Source organism: Sorangium sp. So ce1504, assembly GCF_051521635.1.
GTDB classification, from domain to species: domain Bacteria; phylum Myxococcota_A; class Polyangia; order Polyangiales; family Polyangiaceae; genus Sorangium; species Sorangium cellulosum_B.
Genome location: NZ_CP150365.1, coordinates 8,790,143 through 8,806,127 on the forward strand (window position 1 = coordinate 8,790,143; position 15,985 = coordinate 8,806,127).

At 71.9% G+C, this 15,985-nt stretch carries 17 protein-coding genes; 10 read left to right on the top strand and 7 right to left on the bottom strand.

What is annotated here, in order from left to right; all coding sequences use genetic code 11:
- The first annotated feature begins 51 nt into the window (after window positions 1-51).
- Entirely contained in the window at window positions 52-198 is a 147-nt protein-coding gene (locus tag WMF39_RS33050) for a hypothetical protein (RefSeq protein WP_437740459.1), read from the top strand.
- Between the two features lie 289 nt (window positions 199-487).
- Here WMF39_RS33050 and WMF39_RS33055 read toward each other — a convergent pair whose 3' ends face one another.
- Window positions 488-667 (bottom strand): hypothetical protein, encoded by a 180-nt coding sequence (locus WMF39_RS33055; RefSeq protein WP_437740460.1) that lies wholly within the window; start codon window positions 665-667, stop codon window positions 488-490.
- A gap of 105 nt (window positions 668-772) precedes the next feature.
- Here WMF39_RS33055 and WMF39_RS33060 point away from each other — a divergent pair, with 105 nt between their 5' ends.
- From WMF39_RS33060 to WMF39_RS33075, 4 genes are all read left to right on the top strand, one after another.
- Window positions 773-1,312, top strand: coding sequence for a hypothetical protein (locus tag WMF39_RS33060; RefSeq protein WP_437740461.1), 540 nt, complete (start codon window positions 773-775; stop codon window positions 1,310-1,312).
- Window positions 1,309-2,082 (top strand): hypothetical protein, encoded by a 774-nt coding sequence (locus tag WMF39_RS33065; RefSeq protein ID WP_437740462.1) that lies wholly within the window; start codon window positions 1,309-1,311, stop codon window positions 2,080-2,082. The genes WMF39_RS33060 and WMF39_RS33065 overlap by 4 nt, the downstream gene beginning before the upstream one ends.
- The gene (locus WMF39_RS33070; RefSeq protein ID WP_437740463.1) at window positions 2,079-2,621 is read left to right on the top strand and encodes a hypothetical protein; all 543 of its coding nucleotides are present in this window, start codon (window positions 2,079-2,081) and stop codon (window positions 2,619-2,621) included. Before WMF39_RS33065 ends, WMF39_RS33070 begins: the two co-directional genes overlap by 4 nt.
- A 610-nt stretch (window positions 2,622-3,231) precedes the next feature.
- Complete coding sequence (locus WMF39_RS33075) at window positions 3,232-3,798, top strand: sigma-70 family RNA polymerase sigma factor (RefSeq protein WP_437740464.1); 567 nt, start codon at window positions 3,232-3,234, stop codon at window positions 3,796-3,798.
- Between the two features lie 27 nt (window positions 3,799-3,825).
- Here WMF39_RS33075 and WMF39_RS33080 read toward each other — a convergent pair whose 3' ends face one another.
- Window positions 3,826-4,785: an ATPase gene (locus WMF39_RS33080; protein ID WP_437740465.1), complete on the bottom strand. Its 960-nt coding sequence runs from the start codon at window positions 4,783-4,785 to the stop codon at window positions 3,826-3,828.
- Between the two features lie 875 nt (window positions 4,786-5,660).
- Here WMF39_RS33080 and WMF39_RS33085 point away from each other — a divergent pair.
- The 4 genes from WMF39_RS33085 (at window position 5,661) to WMF39_RS33100 (ending at window position 7,146) form a co-directional block, all read left to right on the top strand.
- The gene (locus WMF39_RS33085; RefSeq protein WP_437740466.1) at window positions 5,661-5,795 is read left to right on the top strand and encodes a hypothetical protein; all 135 of its coding nucleotides are present in this window, start codon (window positions 5,661-5,663) and stop codon (window positions 5,793-5,795) included.
- 3 nt (window positions 5,796-5,798) lie between these two features.
- Window positions 5,799-6,014 carry a hypothetical protein gene (locus WMF39_RS33090; protein ID WP_437740467.1) on the top strand — a complete coding sequence of 72 codons (216 nt, stop codon included), beginning with the start codon at window positions 5,799-5,801 and terminating at the stop codon, window positions 6,012-6,014.
- Window positions 6,015-6,587: 573 nt separating this feature from the next.
- Window positions 6,588-6,803, top strand: a complete 216-nt coding sequence (locus tag WMF39_RS33095; RefSeq protein WP_437740468.1) for a hypothetical protein — start codon at window positions 6,588-6,590, stop codon at window positions 6,801-6,803.
- A gap of 130 nt (window positions 6,804-6,933) precedes the next feature.
- Window positions 6,934-7,146 (top strand): DUF1566 domain-containing protein, encoded by a 213-nt coding sequence (locus WMF39_RS33100; RefSeq protein WP_437740469.1) that lies wholly within the window; start codon window positions 6,934-6,936, stop codon window positions 7,144-7,146.
- Window positions 7,147-7,426: 280 nt separating this feature from the next.
- Here the strand turns inward: WMF39_RS33100 and WMF39_RS33105 are convergent, their stop codons facing one another.
- The 4 genes from WMF39_RS33105 to WMF39_RS33120 all read right to left on the bottom strand — a co-directional run bounded on the left by WMF39_RS33105 (window position 7,427) and on the right by WMF39_RS33120 (window position 13,208).
- Window positions 7,427-8,125, bottom strand: a complete 699-nt coding sequence (locus WMF39_RS33105; RefSeq protein ID WP_437740470.1) for a DUF4230 domain-containing protein — start codon at window positions 8,123-8,125, stop codon at window positions 7,427-7,429.
- 209 nt (window positions 8,126-8,334) lie between these two features.
- The gene (locus tag WMF39_RS33110; protein WP_437740471.1) at window positions 8,335-9,651 is read right to left on the bottom strand and encodes a hypothetical protein; all 1,317 of its coding nucleotides are present in this window, start codon (window positions 9,649-9,651) and stop codon (window positions 8,335-8,337) included.
- Window positions 9,652-9,772: 121 nt separating this feature from the next.
- Window positions 9,773-12,103 carry a transglycosylase SLT domain-containing protein gene (locus WMF39_RS33115; protein ID WP_437740472.1) on the bottom strand — a complete coding sequence of 777 codons (2,331 nt, stop codon included), beginning with the start codon at window positions 12,101-12,103 and terminating at the stop codon, window positions 9,773-9,775.
- Window positions 12,104-12,224: 121 nt separating this feature from the next.
- Complete coding sequence (locus WMF39_RS33120) at window positions 12,225-13,208, bottom strand: hypothetical protein (protein ID WP_437740473.1); 984 nt, start codon at window positions 13,206-13,208, stop codon at window positions 12,225-12,227.
- Window positions 13,209-13,337: 129 nt separating this feature from the next.
- Here WMF39_RS33120 and WMF39_RS33125 point away from each other — a divergent pair, with 129 nt between their 5' ends.
- Window positions 13,338-14,438, top strand: a complete 1,101-nt coding sequence (locus WMF39_RS33125; RefSeq protein ID WP_437740474.1) for a hypothetical protein — start codon at window positions 13,338-13,340, stop codon at window positions 14,436-14,438.
- A 72-nt stretch (window positions 14,439-14,510) separates the two neighbouring features.
- Here WMF39_RS33125 and WMF39_RS33130 read toward each other — a convergent pair whose 3' ends face one another.
- Window positions 14,511-15,959, bottom strand: a complete 1,449-nt coding sequence (locus tag WMF39_RS33130) for an MXAN_5187 C-terminal domain-containing protein (protein ID WP_437740475.1) — start codon at window positions 15,957-15,959, stop codon at window positions 14,511-14,513.
- Window positions 15,960-15,985 lie beyond the last annotated feature (26 nt).

Genomic DNA, 15,985 nt, shown 5'->3' on the forward strand with positions numbered 1-15,985 from the left:
CGCACCTTCCGGCGGACCGGAGGCGGCGGTTGATGAGAGGATGGGTGCCTGATGAAAAGAGCGTGTTCTCCCGGGTGCGGCGCGGTGGCCGTCTCCTTTAGCTCGGATCCCCGGGATTGGGTGTGGGTCGCCGTGGCCTTGCTCGTGCTCGTCGGCGTGGGCGCCGCGCTCGTCCTCGGCTTCCGGCGCCGTCGCTGACGCGGTAGGCCGCCTGCACTCCGTCGGGGGCGCCGCTCGCTTGGGGCGGCGCCAGGCGGGGGAGCAGCCGCGGGTCGAGCTGCACGCCGGCGAGTCGGGGCCCTCGCGATCAACCTGGTCGAGCTCCGGGCCGTCGCCGGCGAGCTCCGCGAGCGAGATATCGGCGCCGCGGCCTGGAGTGGTGCTCGTGGAGCTCCGAGCGGCTTTCCACCTTGCCACCATCAGGCCCTCCGGCGCCGCCGTGGAGTTCCAGGCGCGCCACCGTCGGCGCCCTCTCGCCTCTGCCTGTTCACGTCGCCGCGCTACGGGCTGCGATCGCGGACGACGTCGTGCAGCCCAAGCCGCGCGGCAGCCAGCGCGCTCGCACGGCGACCTGCACCGGCAGCCGGTGCCAGCAGGTGGACGAGCACTCGATCCGCGCATGCAGCTGCGAGTACTGCACGCTCTGGACGGAACGATCCGCGTCCATTGTGGTCCTCTCGTCTGGATCCGTTTGACGCCGGATCCCTGTTATCAGAAGAACCGCCCGCGTCGCCACGTTGCTCGTCCGTTGCGGAGAGGGGAGAAGGGGACGATGGGCACAGGAAGCCGGCGGATCCCATGGGCGGTCCTGGTCGTCAGCCCGCTCGTCGTCGTACCGACGCAAGGAGAGGCGTCCGAGTTGAGCGCCGGTGTGAGCCTAGGGTGGCTCCAGGCCGGTACCATTCCGCACCTCGCGGTAGGGCCGCATGCGGGCATATCGTGGCTCATCCAGCGAGACATCCTGTTCACGGTGCACGACCTGTGCACGATTCTACCCCCGATCCAGGAGGACGGGCTCGGGGTCTACAACCAAACCTCGGTTGACATCGGATACGCGTGGAAGGACGGCAACGTCAGCGCGGGGCCGTCTGTCGCGTTCTACATCATGCCGGCGTGCGGCGTCACCTTGTGCGGCCGCGTCGGTGGCTTGGCCGTAGGCGGCCACGCGCAGACCAACGCGTACATCGCCGGACCGCTGGGGGTGTCGGTGAGCGTCAACGTGGATTGGGTCGGCCGGGGAAGTCTGATGCTTCCGGGCTATATGTCCGTCGTGTTCGCTGCTGGTCCTGTGCTTCGATGGAGTGAGAAATGAACGCGAAAAGAGTTCTATTGTTGATCTTGGTCATCGCGGTTTTGGCGCTGGCGGCGTGCAACTGGACGTTCGGCGACTGCTATCCTGTCGAGGAAAGGACTTCGGGGGCAGGGGCCGGTCCAGGCTCGGAGCCACGCCCCATCTTCACCTCCGCCGCATCCGGTGACTTCGGGGCCGACCCCCAAGGTGGCGGCGAGCGCAAGATCGCATGCAACGAGTCGGACCTCGAAGACAAAGAGGAGCGACCGAGCGACAGCGACAGCTCAGAGAGGCCGACAGAGAGCCCGACGAGCCCGCAAGATCCGTGCCCCGGATTCGGCGACATAGCCGGAGACGGAGCGACCTTCTTGAGCTGTAGCGATGCGTGTAGCTCGAAGTGCCCGCCGCCTGGAATGGCCCCATGGGTATACGTAGATTTCGATCCGTCGGACTTCACGTTTGTTACCACGGTCAATGACCCAGGCACGGGTGCAGGCGGTGGGTGGCAAGTGGCCAGAGTCAAACTGAATTTCAGGAAACTCACTATCCCGCATACGGTCAAGAGCTGGTCCTGTGATTTTTCCATCGAAATGCCGCTTCGGACTGAGATTTATGGACAAATCGATGCAGACCGTGCAGCCAGACTCAGCGAGGAGATCACGGAGGAGGTCGCAAACCGCATGGACTACGATCTCCCGCAGGGGATATTCTGTAGTAGGTTCATCGACCAGACGCGGACGACGTTCAAATCCAAGTACAAGGGACTCGGCGCTAGGGTGACAAATCCATGATGATAACTCGCTCCGAGCTGCTCGACGTCGTTTACCGCTTTTACCCGCGAGGCGTGCATAACACCGATCGCATCTACGTGCCTCCCAACGAGCCCGTCTACAAGGACACGGAGGAGCACCGCCGCCTGGTGGAAGCCGCAAACCGCGGGCGAGCGGAGTACCCAAGGTGGAACGCCATGATCGACAGGCTGGGGGCTCGATACGGCCTTCAAAACGAGTCGCTCCACCTGTTCTCGGGGGGGGCCGACCCGGCGTACTCGGCCCGCATCTGGCTCATCGACGAAACGGCACTCAGCTTCCACGTGTCCCTGCTCGGGCCATACTACGGGATCCACCTCCCCGGTATCCCTGAGGAGGAGCCGGTGGCGCGCGAGGTCGCCCAGGAGATCGAGGCCACGTACCCCGACTACCAGTCGATCCCGCCGGAGATCGGGAACGAGGTAGTGCCGGATGTGGCGATGAGCGTGGTGTTGATGGGCGAGGCGACGATCTACATGTGCCTCTTCTCGGAGGTGTGGACTTGGATCGGTCCGGTATAGCCCTTCCCTAACGTCCGCCGTCCCGAGCGACAGCGTCACCAGGCGCGAGAGCTCGGCGTGTCCGGCATCATCACCGGCGCCGAGCTCGGTGCCGCTGCCCCCGCCGACGATACCTCCTCGCGCGCTCGACGTTGCTCCGCCCGTGGTGCCGTCTCCCGACCTCGCCGCCAGGAGCCCGCGGGCGAAGCTCCCGCCTCCTCCACAGCTGCGGCTTCGGTCGCCGCTCCCTGTTCGTGCCGCCACGGGGACAGAGCTCGCCCGGCGCGCTGGGACGTTGACGAGCTTCCCGCTACAGCGCGACGAAGGGGCGGCGAACTCCGGCGACGCGTCCGATTGGGAGGAAGCAGAGCGCTCTCCGCTGAACACGACACTTCCAGGAGTAGGGAGCCATGGGTGAGCGCAGCCGTGCCTCCCATTCGGAGGACGTAGGTGTGCGACCCGAGGTGCGCGTTTTATTCGATGCCATCGTGCAACACAGTTACATGCTCAGGGACAGGCTGCGCCGGCTCAAGGTTCCAGAGTGCGACCGGATGGCGAGCCGGTGCCGCATGTGTGCGGAGACGCGGCATCATCAGATTACGGGCGATTGCCCGCGGGGGAGGGTGAAGCCATGGATCACCTATCGAATGAAGACGAGCGCGCCGCCGCGTACGCGCGCCTGTTTTGCCCGGCGGTGGTACATGGCGTGCTGCGCTGGCTGCGGAGGCTGGGGGTCCCACTGTGCCATCGTACCGACGTCGCAGGCCAAGTCTGGCTCAACGCCTGGGAGAGCTGGCCCAGGTTCGATCCGAAGCGCGGCAGGCCTGAACGCTGGTTGAACGCGATCACCGTACACGTTGCCGCGCACTATCGCGAGCGGTTGCAGCACCGCAGGGAGGAGCTGGTCGATTTGATCGATGTGCCCGATCCAGCGCCGGACGCCTTTGCGATGGAAGCGGACAGCATCAGAACGGCAGCCATCGACGCGGTGAACGAGCTTGACCCGCAGCTGCGCTTTGTTCTCATGGCACACGATCTGGATGGGATCCCGATGGCCCAGGTGGCAGAAGGCGCGGGGCTACCTCTCTCTACGCTCTACAAGCGACGCACAAAGGCCCTCGGTGCGCTGCGCGACTGCCGATCGCCTCGTGCACGACACGAGCCGCAACGTGAAGCCCGAGGACGACGGCGCGGCTGAGGGCGCTGGCGATCGTGATGCGCGAGCTCAGGGCGATTGCCCGTCATCGCTCGGCTCGTCGTCTCCCGACTCGCCCGCCTCCGACTCGCCGTCTTCCGGCTCGGCCTCCTCCGACTCGCCGCCATCCTCCCCCTCCTCTTCTCCTCCGCTGTAGGCGCCGCGGGAGACGGGGAACGGCGCATAGTCCTTCATCTTGTCGGTGCCCGCGTACCAGTACTCCGCGGCGGCGCGCAGCCTCCGCTCAGCGTTCACGACGAGGGTGTACGCGGCGTCGCGGAGCTTGCGCGAGCGCACCGCCTCGAGAGAGAGCGTCTTGTCGGCGAGCATGCGCGCGAGCACCGGCGAGAGCTCGCGGAGGCGGTCCGCCGCGGCGGCCTCGCCGCGAGGCGCCTTTTGAACGGCCTCCGCGTGCTCGGAGCAGAGCAAGAGGAGATCGGAGACGTCCTGGACCAGATCCGCGTCGCCGCTCCCCGCCCGGATCGCCATGAGCCGCTTTTGCCCTTCGGGGCTCTTCTTGAAGCGGAGATCGAAGAAGCGGAGGAGCGATTGCTTGATCTGGACGGCCTCGGCGGCCGGCTCCTGGAAGGCCGCGACGGCCCGCTCCTGGCGCTGCTGCGCCGCCTGCCAGCGCGATTGCACGGCGCGCAGGAGCTCGATCTTCTCACGAAGCCCGCGGATCTCCTCGCGCGTGAGCGGGGGCTCGCCCTCGGCGAACGGAGTGCGCACGAGATCCGCCGCGTCGCGCTCGGCGGCGAGCTGAATGCGGCTCGACCAGATGACACGTCGAGCGAGCTTGCCTGGAAAGAGTGAGGTGTTATCGCCGAGCGACTCGGCCTCTCGGAGCAGCTCGGCCTCTCGCTCGGCGCTCAGCGTGAACTCGGGCGCACCGCCCGACGAGCGGTGCGCGCCTCCGGCGTCGCTCGAAGCGCGCGTGTTCTTGGTGTTCTTGGTCCTGGATGAAGCGGCGGTGGGTGCCTTCTGTGCCATGGCGATGAGATGTCTCCTTGTCGAGGTCAGCGCCCCTCCGAGCAGAGGGGCGGTCGCTCAATGAGGAAATCGGCGCCGCCGAGACTTCGGGTCACAGGAGAGCACGATACCGACGCCCTCGTCGCAAGGTCGCAAGGAGAGATAGAGGCGCCGCGCGAGCGGACGCCGAGGCTGCGCAGCAGCGGCGACAGCCATGCGCAGGCGTTGAACCATGGTAACGCAGGCCACCAACTGGGCGCGCAGAGGGGCGCTGGGGCTGCACAGGAGCCACGCGATCGTACGATAGGACACCAAAATGGATGCGCAGGAGGGTTGCCGGGGCCGCGCAGGAGCCACGCGATTGTACGATAGGACACGCGAATGGGTGCACAGGAGGGTCGTGGGGGCTGCGCAGGAGGACGCCGGGGCTGCGCAGGAGGGCGGCCGGGACCGCGCAGCAGGACCGCCGGGGCTGCGCAGGAGGGCGTCGAGGCCGCGCAGCAGGACTGCCGGGGCTGCGCAGGAGGGCACCGAGGCCGCGCAGCAGGACTGCCGGGGCTGCGCAGCGTGGACGCGATCGCACGGTAGCCCCTGGAGCGGCCACGGGCAGGGCGGGATTGGGCAGTCGCGACCGCCGCGCGCCGCTGGTGTCGGTGATCCTCGCGTCCCGCATCCGATCGGTGAAGATCGCGGCCACGTGATCGCCAGCGTTCACCTCTCACCGCCGGCGCCTACGCCGATCTGGGCGGCGATCGAGCGGCGCGGCAGGCCGGTAGACGGCCCCGGCTGCCACCCGCCGATGTGACGCGCGCTGGCATGCCCCTCGCAGCGCAATTCCGCGAGCGACGGATCGCGTCGCGTGGAGGTGGCACATGCACACCAGGATCGGCCTGACCATGGCCACGCTCGTCGGAGCGTCGGCCTGTGGCACAGCCGACGAGGAGGCCGAGGCACTGGCGGACCCCGACGGGAACGTCGACTACTCAGGTGCGGCGCTCGGCACCCTGGGAGTCCTCTGCAGCTTCATCTGAGCCATGAGCAAAGAGCTGAGGACCATCGGCATCCTGGCCTCCGGCGTGGCGATTGTCGCCGCGGCGTGGCTCGACGCGCCTGTTCCTGAGGGGACCTTGCCGCCCCTCGGCTGGCTCCGCGCCGACCTGCCCGTCTACCTGTACGTCTTCGGCCAGTGCTGGCTGGCCGAAGGTCGTGCCCGCGAGCGGCGCGCACGCGGGCTCAGGGACGAGAAGTAGCTGCGCAGGCCTCGGATCCCTCTGGGGCACGACCCGCCGAGCTCGCGCGCGACGTGCTCGGCATCGAGGAGGTCGTCGAGACCGAACTGGACGTGGACGCCGTAGTGCTCGCCTCGGCCCCTCCTGCCCCGCCCGCTCCACGCGCTCGCTTCCGACGCAACCGGCGACGCCCCCAGCCGATCCTCTGCCGAGGACCGCGGATGAGCTCCGCGATCCCATCTCCGGGGGCGAGGGCGCGGATCAGGGCGCTGGCGAGCGATGCGACGACGGCGGCCCGTGGCGATGGGCTGGTCGGCGCGACTCGTCGAGGCGCAGGGATTCGCGGTGGGGCCGCTTGAGCCTAACTTCGAGGACGTGCGATCCGCCATCCGGCATCACACCCCTCGGAATCCCGGCGAACGTGATGAACGCAACGGTTCAAACGCTGCGCTTCTTTCGCCATGGAAACCGGCGACCATCTCCATGACACTATCGCTGCTCCCACGACGCGCTCGGCCGAGCAGGTCCAGGGCCGCAACGCCATCGCGTTCGCGGATGCGCCTCGACCCTGCTCCGGGCTGCTACTGTCCTCCCATGCCGTCCACGCGTCGCCTTGCCGCTGAGATCGTCCGCATGGTGCCACCGCGCGACCGCGCGCTGCTGCTTCGCTTCGGCCTCGACCTGAACAATCCAACGGACGCGAAGCTCTTCGTTGAGGGCGTCCGGGCCGCCGAGGACGCCATCGCCGCGCAGCAGCGTTGGGAGCGCGCAGCGCTCAGCCCCTCGGACCGCACGCGATCGCGTCCCTAGCAATGGCCAGGCGAAGACAGAGTAGCTGACATTGCTCAAGCGCCGCGCGGAATGCTCCACTGCGCGTCTTGCACAGCAGCCGTATGAGACGCGCAGCGGTGTCGGCAACTGGGGCGTGGCGGTCGATGCCATGATGTCAATCGATGATCGGCGGTCCGGGCCGGCGATCGATCTGGAGGTCTTCCCGGCGACGCCGTCCGACGTCTTCTGGTCGTCGACGCCCTCCATCGGCAGCGCGGAGAAGGCCGTCCTCGTCAACTTCACGAACGGCGCATCGCAGGACCACACGGTCCGCGATCGGCGGCTCGTGCGGTGCGTCCGGTCCGATGCATCGAGCTGTTAGCGCGGCTCACGCCAAGCCGGACTTGGCCGCCACTGTCCCCGTAGCAACAGTCCGCGTGCAGTCGCTTCAGCGGCTCCTTCCCAAGTCCAGAACCATCGCACGCTCTCCGGCGGCCAGGAGACGCTCGCCGTACCTGGCGATCGTCGACGCGCCCTACCCCGGCAGGCTGCTCATCGCCTCGAGATCACGCGGGGCGCTCTCGGGGAGCTGCTCCTCGCCTCACGAGCGCGAAGCGTCGCCACGCTCGACGGCCCCGCTTCAAGGCGGTGAGGAACATCAGTCAGCCGCCCCCGCCGCCGACCTCGCGCCAGCGGATCTCCACCCGCTTCGCGCCGAGCTGCGTCGCGAGCGCCGTGATCTGCCGCTCGGCCTGCGCCTTCGCGCGCGTCATCACGTTCCCCTCGAGGGCGGCCTTCTCGATCGCCGCCGTCGCCTCCTTCCGGGCCCGCGCCTCGAGCTGCTCGTTGCGCCGCGCGAGCAGGCTGGTCGACCGCGTGTAGACGTACGTCTCGTCCTCGTCGAGCCGGGTCGAGAAGACCTCGGGCGCGGGCAGCGTGAGCCGCGCGACCCCGGTCTCCGGATCCATCGCGATGTCGCCCTCGCCGATCCGCGCGAGATCGACGCCGATCGTCACGTGGCCGACCGCGACGAGCAGGAGGGCGTCGGTGGCCTGCACCAGACCGAACAGGCGGTTCTGCCGGTCGGCCAGATCCACGACCTTCTCGACGTGCACCTCCGTGGTCTCGAGCCGTGACAGGTCGCGGATCGCGATGACGAGCGCAGGAGACGGCCGCGCGACCACGCCGCTCGAGGGCGCCGGACCGCCGAGGCGCGGCGCCACAACGAGCGCGCCGAACCCGACCGACGCGAAGAGCGCCACGACGAGCAGCGCGATCCGCGCGGCGCGGCCCGCCTGCGCGCGGGGGCGCGGCGCGTGAACTGCGGCCGAAGCGTAGGGGTCCTGGAGCGGGCCTTCCATCGGGGGGGTCTACCTTGGAGGACCACGGGTGCGCAGCAGGCGCCCGCGGCAGCTCAGCTGGACACCGACCAGAGGCGCCGCGCGTCCTCTGGAGAGAGTACCGAGAACTGGAAGGCCGGAGGGCGAGAAGAATCGACCAGCCAAGCCCAGCCCAGCCCGGCCCCGCCCACCCGCGCGGCGCGCCGGCGGCTAGGACGCCGCGACCCCCCTCACGCCGCCCGAGCCGCAGACCGCGGCGGCGCCGCCGCCTGCTCCGCCCCCGAGGACGAGAGCGCCCGCTCGAGCATCCAGTCGTCGACGTCGCCCTCGGCCGCATGCTCCAGGGCGAACCGCACGTCTCGGTTCGCGCAGCCCTCGGCCGCGATCCGCAGCCGCTCCTCGGTCTGGCCGTCGCGCGAGCCCGCGAGCGCCAGCGCGGCCCCGATGCGGAGCTCGGCCGGCGCCCCGCCGTCCTCGAGCACCGTGAACGCCTGCTCCCGCGTGAGCTTCGCCGTCCGGTAGTCGGCGCCGGCCTCGCCCACGAGGCGGCGCAGCGCCGCCCGCCAGGCGGGCGCAGGCAGGCCGCGGCGCCCGAGGAGCGCCACCGCGCGCCCCGCCTCGTGGGCGCCTCGCCCGCTCCGCTCCCGCAGCAGCGCGAGCAGGTGCTCGCGGCGCCGCTCCGCGAGCACCATGCTGAGCCCCGTCTCGCTGGGATCGCGCAGCAGCTGCGGCGGCACGAGGGTGAGCGAGAGCTCCTCGCCCCCGGCGAGCGCGAGCTCGACCCCGAGCGCCGTCTCCTCGACCCGCTCGATGCTGCCGAAGGAGATGAAGCGCTCGCCGGCGTCGTCCCGGAGCGAGAGCCCGTCGCTGCCCGCCACCAGCACGCGGCGCGCAGAGCCCTCCCTGAGCAGCGCCGCCAGCACCCACGCCGAGGCGCCCGTGACGACGCCGAGCGAGAGCGCCACGTCGAAGTCGAGCACCGACCAGCAGAGCAGCGACATGAGCGCTGCGACCCCGACGAACAGGCGGCGCCGCGGCAGCGACGGCGCGTCGTCGTAGAGCCGCGCGCTCCACGTGCCCCGCGCTCGCCCGGCGGCGATCACGCCGAGCAGCCGCTCCGCGTCGACCGGATCGTCGACGCGCACCCGGATGACATCGCCGTCGTCGGTCTTCAAGGCGACCTCGCCGCCGGAGCTCGAGAGCCGCGCGCGCGTGAGCGAGAGGAGCGGGAACGCGCGCCGATCGCCAGGGCGCTCGATCCACAGCGCGTTGCTCACCCGGACGACCGCCGCGCCGGACGAGCCCACCGCCGCCCAGAGCCAGGCGATCGGCGTGTAGAGCAGGCACGCCAGGCAGAGCAGCGCGAGCAACGAACCGAGCAGCGCGAAAGGCACCATGACGGCCGCCACGATCGGGCCCGCGATCGGCTCCACGAGCGACGCGACGGAGAAGACGACGAGGAGCCACGCCAGCGCCGACGAGAGCAGCCGGCCGATGGATCGAGCGTCGGCGTAGGGCTGGATGAGGACCCCACACCGCTTGAACACGCCGTCGCTTCCAGCGGTCCCTGCCACCCCATCACGGTGAAGGCGCCCGCCTGCGAGTTCAAGCGCACAGCGCAATTTCAACGCAGGAGGAACCCCTGCGCTGCCGTCCCGACAACCGCGCTCAGTATGCGTCCGCCGGCGCGCGCGCGTCCGCGGGGAGCGTGAGCGGGAGCATCTCCACGGCCGCGTCCCCGCCGGCCAGCCACTGATACCGCGCCAGGTTCGAGAGGACGCGACCCACATAGGTGCGCGTCTCGTCGTACGGGATGCGCGCCACCCACACGTCGGTGTCCCGGTCGATGCCCCCACCGAGCCAGTGCGACACGGCCTTCGGACCGGCGTTGTACGCCGCCGTCGCGAGCGGCAGGCTGCCCTCGAACGTCCGGAGCAGCTTGCCGATGTAGAAGCCGCCGAGGCGCAGGTTGAGCGGCGCGCTCTTGAGCTGCCCGAGGTCGAAGCCGAGCGAGAGCTCGCTCGCGGCCTTCTGGGCCGTCGACGGCATGAGCTGCATCAGCCCGACCGCGCTCGCGGGGCTCACCACGACAGGATCGAACGCGCTCTCCTGGCGCATCAGCGCGTGAACGAGGCCCCTCGGCAGCCCGTGCTGCGCCTCGAGCGCGCGCACCTCGCCGGCGTACGGCTCCGGATAGACGCACTCCCACGTCCAGCGATCGGCCTGCGAGGGCGCGCGCTGGAGCGCCGCGGCGGAGACCGCCTGCGTGCCCACGCGGTAGCGGCGCTTCGCGGGCGAGAGCATGCCGTACATCCGGCAGAGCGCCTCGCTCTCCTGCCCGGCATAGGCCGCGGTCGCCTCGCGCTCGTTCTCGGCGAGGTAGCTCTCTGCGTCGCCGTCGAGCCCCATCGACGCGAGCAGCGCCGCGGCCGGCGGCAGCTTCACCTCCACCACCCGGGCATCCCCGAGAGACGCCGGGATGAGCAGCGGCGGCATGGGCGCGCCCACCGCCGCGAGGCGCGAGCGCGAGAGCAGCGCGCCCCACGAGAGCGGCTGCTCCCGCATCACCTGCGTCCAGAGCCGCACCGCGCCGTCACGATCGCCGCCGCGCAGCGCCGCCAGCCCGGCGAGCTCGCGCAGCCGCGCCGCGTCGGCCGGCCTCGCGTCGCGCGCGAGCTGCTCCAGCGGCCGCCGCGCGCGCGCGGCGCCGCCCGTCGACAGCGTCGCGAGCGCCCGCTCGTAGGCCGCGTCGTCGCGCCGATCGCTCCGCGGATAGGCATCGAGGAACCGGCCGTACTGCGCGACGGCCTCCGCGTAGCGCCCGACCTGCATGAGGAGCCGCGCGGCGAGCAGGCTCGAGAGCTCCCCCCAGCGGGTCTTCCGGAACCTGCGCGCGACGGCGAGGTGCCGCTCGATCGCCTCCGCCTCGCGCCGGAGCCGCGAGAGCGAGCGCGCCGCGAGGTGCAGCTGCTCGGCCTGGCGCGCCGACGGCGCGGCGGCGACCTTGAGGAACGCCGCGGCCGCGGCCTCGTAGTCGCGCGCCTGGTAGAGCGCCGTGGCCCTGCGGTGGTGGAGCTCCGACGCCGGCACGCCCGACACCTTGTCGAGCTCGGCGATCGCCTCCGCCGCGCTGCCCCCGGCGACCATGGCGTCGACCTTCTGGAGCCGCTCCTCCTGCGAGAGCTGCCCCGGCAAGGCGGCGAGGAGCGCCGCGGCCTCGCGCCCGTCGGGCGACGACGGCGCGCTCTTCACGATCCACCGGAGGTCGGCGTGCGCGAGGGCCGCCGCGGCGGCCTTCTCCCCGGGGCGCTCGGCGGCGTCGCGCACGCCGAGCTGGACGCGCGCCCGCGCCATCCGCGCCGCGGCCTCGTCGCGCGACCTGCGCGCGCGCTGGGCCGCGGCCACGGCCCGATCGGCGAGCGCGCGAGCCTGCTTGAGATCGCCGCCCTTCATGGTGGCGAGCGCGGCGCGCGCGAGGCCGGGCGCGCTGCCCGAGCGCTCGAAGTACGCCGCCGCCTCGAGGAACGGCCCCGCCACGAACGCCGCCTCCGCCCGGTAGCGCGCCACCTCGCGCGAGAGGAGCGGCAGCCCCTGCTCCAGGCCATGCAGCAGCTCCACCGCCTTGCCGTGATCCCCGAGCTCGAACGCGACGCGCGCCCGCGCGTACTTCATCGACGGCAGCGCGCGCTGCTCCATGGGCAGGGCGTCGAGCCGCTCCGCCGCATCGGCCCATCGCTCGAGCCGCACCGACTCGACCCAGGCGCCGTCCACCATGGGCGGCGCGGGCAGCGCGAGGGCGAGACCCGCGGGCGGCACGAGGGCGAGCGCCGCGGGCGGCGCGGCGGCCGGCGCGGCGCGCGCGGTGCTCTGCGACGGGGGCGGCCCGGCCGCGTGGTGCTCCGCGCACGCGGAGAGCGAGAGGCCGAGGACCCACGCGACGGCCAGCCGGCGGCGCGCTCCCCTTGAAGACGGCTTCGGTGGCGACGGAGCCCGTTTCATAGCCGACCTGGCGCGTTGGACGACCCACCTGCAGCGCGCCGTGAGGACGGAGCCCCGCGGGACGACGGCCTCCGCGCGCAGGCCGCTCGAACCGCAGCGCACGCGCTGCCGACCCCTTTAGCTAGCAAGCTTGGGCCCGAGGTCGCAAACAAAGTGTCGGGCCCGACGCGATCCACCGCTTCCCGATCTCCACGTCCTCCTCGAACAGGAAGGCCGCGACCTCGTCGAGCGAGCCAGCGCGGTTCGGCGGCGCACCCAGACGGAGCGCGGCAGCCTTGCCGAACGCGGCGACCACCGGGTGCGGCGAGCTCGCGAGCCGCAGGAGCTCGGGTACGAGCTCCACCGCCCCGAACGCGCCCGCGAGGATCGCCGCCAGCGGCCGCGGATCGGCGGGGCAGTCGTAGCTCCACGACAGCGCCGAGCGCAGCACCGCGATCGTCTCGGGCGCCGCCGCGCGCGCCGCCGCCGTGCGGTAGCCGCCCCCCGGCAGCGCGAGCTGCGCGTCGCCGCGGCTCGTCGCGCAGATGCCGTCCGCCGCTTGCAGCAGCTCCGCGGCGATCGGCTCGGTCACGCCGTCGCCGAGCACCGTCAGCCCCTCGATGTCGGCGGCCACGGGCCGCGACGCCTCTTGCGCATACCCCTCGAGGTTGGCGAGGAGCCGCTCCAGGTCCACCGCGCCCGCGGCGCGGCCCGCCAGCACCTCGCGCTCGGTGTGCACCGTCACGAGGCTCGACACGACGGCGGGCGTCCCGCCGCGCATCGTGTGCGACACGTCCACGCTCACCTGCTGGACGGCGGGCCACCGCAGCACCCGCGGCTCCGTGTCCGGGTCGACGACGATCCCCCAGGGCACGACGGCCATCGTCACCTCGCGGGCGCCGCGCTGGATCGGGGGGCGGTGCTCGGCGCGGACCAGCGCGAGCAAGCCGAGCGCGCTCCCCATCGCGATGAGCCCCAGCGAGAGCGCGTGGCTCCCGGCGCTCCAGACGGCCGCGGAGGCGCCCGCGAGCCCTGCGGTCCCGGCCGCGGCGAGCGCGCCGGTCGAGCCGGGCTCCGGGTGGAGCCACACGTAGCGGAAATCCGGCGGAGGCAGCTTGCGCAGCACGGTGACGACCCCGGACGACAAATCTAGGCTGCCGCGCCACCGCGCGCCACCGGGTGCGCCGGATCGCCCGCGCGCACCACGCCGATCGCGGCGTTCCACGCGCGCTGCGCGGTGGTAGCTTCGCGGGCGGTGCTGCTCTCCCGCGTCCGCCTCGTCCATCTCGGCCCGTTCGAGGACCTCTCGCTCTCGCTCGAGGACGCCGCCGGCGCGCCGCGCCGTCTCGTGGTCCTCTTCGGCGGCGACGGCGTGGGCAAGACCTCGATCCTGTCGGCGATCGCGTCGACCCGGCCCGGGTACGCGGTCGCGCAGCCGAGGCCGCGCGGAGACGACGGCTCGCAGCCGCTCGTCGTCGCCGACTGGATGCTCGGCACGGACGACCCGGCGCGCGCGCACCCGCTGCGGGTCACGAGCCCGAACGCGCGCCTCGACGAGCCCGAGGACGCGGCGATCTTGCGGCGGAGGGAGCAGTCGCTGTTCGAGCGGCGCGCGGCCGAGGGGGGCTTCGTCCTGGTCGCGCTCTCGGGAGCGCGCTGGTTCTCCCGCAGCGCGATCGTGCTGACGACGCCCGAGCGCAGCGTCCTCCGCTACGACGTGCGCGCGGCCGCGAGCTTCGACGACGCGACGCGCACCGACCTCGCCCGCGAGACGAAGCAGGTGCTCTCGTTCGTCCCGATCGCGGCGGCGCTCGCGCGCGACGGCCGGAAGAGCCGGCCGGAGGTGCTCTCCGACGTGCAGCCGGACGGACAGCCGGGCGCCCAGGCAGAGCGGCTCGGCGCGCTCGATCGCGCGCTCAAGGAGGTGCTCGAGGCGCTGCTCGACGGCCACGGCGTGACGTACGCCGGCGTCGACCCGCTCCGGCTCGAGCCGATCTTCGAGCGCGCGGACGGCCAGCGCGTCGACTTCGACGATCTCGGGCGGAGCGCGCGGCACACCGTCGCGTTCGGCGCGCTCGCGCTCCGCGCGCTCGCGTCCGCGCACCCGAGCGGCGATCCGCGCCTCGCCGAGGGCGTCGTGCTGATCGACGACATCGAGGCGCAGCAGCCGGTGCACCGCCAGCGATCGCTCGCCGCGCGCCTGCGCGCCGCGCTGCCCAACGTGCAGTGGATCGTCACGACCTCATCGCCGGCGATCGCGCTGGGCTGCGAGCTCTCCGACGTGATCGCGCTCCGCCGCGAGCCCTCGTCGGGGCGCGTCGAGCTGCACGAGGGCCCGGACGCCGTGCTGCACTGAAACACGCGGCGCGCCGCCGAGCGGCGGGCGGCGCCGCGCCTCCCTCCGCTCCCGGCTCCTGCGCCGCGCGCGTCAGGCGAGCGGCACGGCGAGGAGCACGACCTCCTTGCCGCGGACCTCGATCTTGTAGCGCATGGGCTTTCCGTGCTTCCGCCCGAGCTCCTGCTCGCTCGCCTTGAGGCGGGCGACGAACGCGTCGCGGGTGATGTGGTCCACCGGATCGCCGAGCGACTTCTTCGCGGCGATGTACTCCGCGAAGATGCGGGCGTAGTAGGCGTCCTCCGGCTCCTCGAGCAGCGCCTTGGCGTCGGCCGGGATCTCCTCCGCGGACAGCGCGGCCATCCGCTCGTCGACCTCGAGGGCGTCCCGGAAGGACGCCGACGTCGGCGCGCGCGACGGGCGCCCCTCGGCGTCGGTCTCGTCCTCCTGCACCCCGAGCAGCTGGTTCAGGAGCGAGTTCAAGCGGAACACGAGCCCGCCGAGCTCGGCGTGCTCGATCTGGAACCGGAGGTCGGTCCGGCCGTTCATGATCGCGAGCAGGCCGTCCTCGATCTCGGAGACCGGCTGCGAGATGTACGCGTCCAGGAAATACGCGGCGATCACGACGAGCACGAGCCCGAGCGCGGTGACGCCGAGGAGCGGCCAGAACAGCGCGCTCGCGAGCCCCGGCGTCCGGAGCTGCGCGATGCTGAGCAGCACCGCCCGCCGCCCGTCGCCGTAGCCGTCGAGCGCGTGCCCGACGGCGCTGTACTCGCCGGACAGCCCGCCGATGTCGACCGTCTGGCCGGAGCGCAGCGCCTTCAGGGCGCCGTCCTTCGCCGGCGACGCCGTGAGCGCCGCGACCAGCTGCGGGGAAGCGTCGCGCGATTTCGCCACCACGTCGAGCCCGTCGCCCGACTGCATCGCGACGACGAGGACGCGCCCGCTCGTGCGCTCGCTCGCGTTGGTCAGCCGCTCGTCGTTCAGCGCGGTGCCCACCGCGACGGCGCCGATGATCTGCCCGGCGTCGCTGCGGATGGGCGCGTAGGACGCGAGCAGCTGCTCGTTGCGCGCCCGGCTGACCCACACGTCCGAGCCGGTCACCCCCTGCTCGATGGCGAGCATCAGCGACGGGTAGACGGCGCCGAGGTTGTCTCCGCGCATGAGCGCGGAGGCGTTCCGTCCGAGCACCACGCCCTTGGTGTCCACCAGGACCACGAGGGAGGGCGGGGTCCTGGCCAGCTCGGGCGAGGCGGCGACCGCCTCCCGGATGGCGTTGGCGGCGCTGGTGGCCGCCTCGGCGCGGGCCGGGGCGGTGCCGGCGTTGAACGGCTCGCGCAGCTTCGGGTCGCTCGCGTGGGAGTCGAGCCACCGCTCCAGCACGAGGCCGTCCACCTGGAGCTGCGCCATGGCGGCCGCGAGCGCGCGCGGCGCCTCGCCGGGGCGCCCGATCTCCGCGAGGGAGGCGCGCGTGAGGGCGTAAAAAAGCCCTCCGACCATGAGGACAATCACGGCGAAGACTGCGATGATCTTTCCGCGCATCCTGCGTCTCCACTCCTTCTTTCCGG